Genomic DNA, 2,010 nt, shown 5'->3' with positions numbered 1-2,010 from the left:
CCTGGCCGCCGGGCGTGCAGCAGCTCACGGGCGCTTCGGCCCGGTTCGCGCTCACGCCTGCGCCTCCAGCTCGGCGGCCAGCGCCTCCAGCCGCTCGCGCGGCAGCAGGCCGACGACGAAGGTGGCCAGCTGCACCGGGCTCACGCTCTCGATGGCGCTCATGTAGGGCCCGTCGACGACCGGTCCGAGGTGGGTGCGCAGCACCTTCGCGGCGACCGGGTCCGCCATGAGCTCGCCCAGCGGGGTGTTGACGCTGCGCGGCCCGTCCGGGAACTCCTCGGGGCGCGCGGCCGGCCGCCGGGAGGCCTCGACCTGCGGCTGCTGCGCGCGGGCCAGCAGGTGCTCGGCGGTCACCGGGCCGTGCTCGGGCAGGCCGAGCCGCTGGAACTGCTCGGCGGGCGCCTCGGCGAGCCGCAGCTGCTCGGTCAGCAGGGTGGCCATGCGCAGCTCCAGCTCGTCGTCGACGAGGGACCGCAGCTGCCCGGGGTCCTGCTCCAGGTCGAAGAGCAGGGTGCCGAAGGCGTACGGGTTGGCGATCGCGAAGCCGGGGACCTTGAGCACCGGCACGCCCTTGGTGAAGCCGAACGGTTCCGCGAGCCGGGCGTGGCGCAGCTCCTCGGGCCGGAAGCGGCCGCGCATGTGGGTGGGCATCAGGGTGTGCTCGGACAGCGGCCGGTTGGCCGGCTCGGCGCAGGCGCGCATGTAGACGTAACGGCCGTCGGTGACGCTGACGTGCCCGCCGAAGGAGCCGAACAGGCCCGCCTCGCGCACGGGCGCGTCGGAGGCGACGGTCTCGCGCAGGGGCCGGCCCAGCATGTCGGGCGTGCGGTCGACGCCGAAGTACTCCAGCAGGGTGGGGCCGATGTCGACGGTCTGCACGAGCGAGCCGCGGCGCTCGCCCCGGACGCGGGAGCGGGGGTCCCAGACGAACAGCGGGGTGTGGATCGTCTCGTCGTACCAGGGCTGGATGTTCTTGCCCCACCAGCCGTGCTCGCCGAGCAGCAGGCCGTGGTCGGTGCAGACGATCAGCAGGGTGTCGTCCCACAGCCGGAGTTCGTCCATGGTGTCGAGGACGCGGCCGAGCGAGGCGTCGCACATCGACAGCAGGGCCGCGTACTCCAGCCGCCCGTGCTCGACCTGCTCCTCGGTCTCCTGGACCTGCTTGTAGTCGGGCCAGTCGAAGTGCGGGCCGTCGTAGTCGTGCGGGTACAGCTCCTTGTGGCGGGCGTAGCTGTAGAAGGGCTCGTGCGGGTCGAAGGTCTCGATCTGTAGGAACCAGCCGTCCTCGGCGTGGTTGGTGCGCAGGAACTCCAGTCCGGCGTCGAAGGTGCGGGTCTGCGGGTGGTCGGCCTCGTCGGCGAGGTGCTGCCGGTTGACCCAGTCCTGGCGCCAGACCTCGCCGAGGCGCAGCCGCAGGCTCTCGGGGATCTCCGGGTCGGCGACCTGGCCCTTCCAGGCGTCGCCCTCCTGGCCGCGGAAGAACTCGAAGGTGCTGTAGCGGCCGTGGTAGGTGGCGCCGCCGTCCTCCCAGTAGTGCTGGTGGTCGGTGGCTAGGTGGGTGTGGACGCCACTGTTCTTCAGCAGCTCCGGCACGGAGTCGTCGAACGGCTCCAACGGGCCCCAGCCGCGGTGCAGGAAGTTGTACCGGCCGGTGTGCAGTTCGCGGCGGGCCGGCATGCAGGGCATCGACCCGGCGTAGCAGGTGTCGAAGGTCGCGGTCCGTTCGGCGAGCCGGGAGAAGTTCGGCGCGTGCACCCAGTCCGGGCCGTCGTAGGGCGGCAGGAAGCGCCGGTTGAGGCTGTCGAACATCACCATGATCGCCCGCATGGCGTCTCCTTCTCGCGGTGCTATGTGAGCGCGAATATATGTCAGAGGTGGGAGGTGATCGCTACCCTTGTCGCCATCTCTTAATCTGCCCGAAATGTTCTGTACTTTCCTTGACAGGGTCAGAGCCCAGGGCCGAGCCTCTAGCTGCACCCGAACATATGAGGCCTGTTCGGCCGGAGCCGC

At 70.8% G+C, this 2,010-nt stretch carries 1 protein-coding gene; it reads right to left on the bottom strand.

Annotated elements, in window-relative coordinates:
• Positions 1-51 precede the first annotated feature (51 nt).
• A complete protein-coding gene (locus J0670_RS36745; protein ID WP_207817119.1) occupies positions 52-1,827 on the bottom strand; it encodes a sulfatase in 1,776 nt (591 codons plus the stop codon).
• Between the last annotated feature and the right edge of the window lie 183 nt (positions 1,828-2,010).

The organism is Streptomyces sp. FH025, assembly GCF_017427025.1.
GTDB lineage: Bacteria > Actinomycetota > Actinomycetes > Streptomycetales > Streptomycetaceae > Kitasatospora.
The sequence above is the reverse complement of the archived record's forward strand: the minus strand, read 5'-3'. Positions and strand labels throughout refer to the sequence as shown.

Excerpts from the sequence above, each read along its gene's own strand:
- J0670_RS36745 (WP_207817119.1), bottom strand. The coding sequence starts at position 1,827 with ATGCGGGCGATCATGGTGATGTTCGACAGCCTCAACCGGCGCTTCCTG.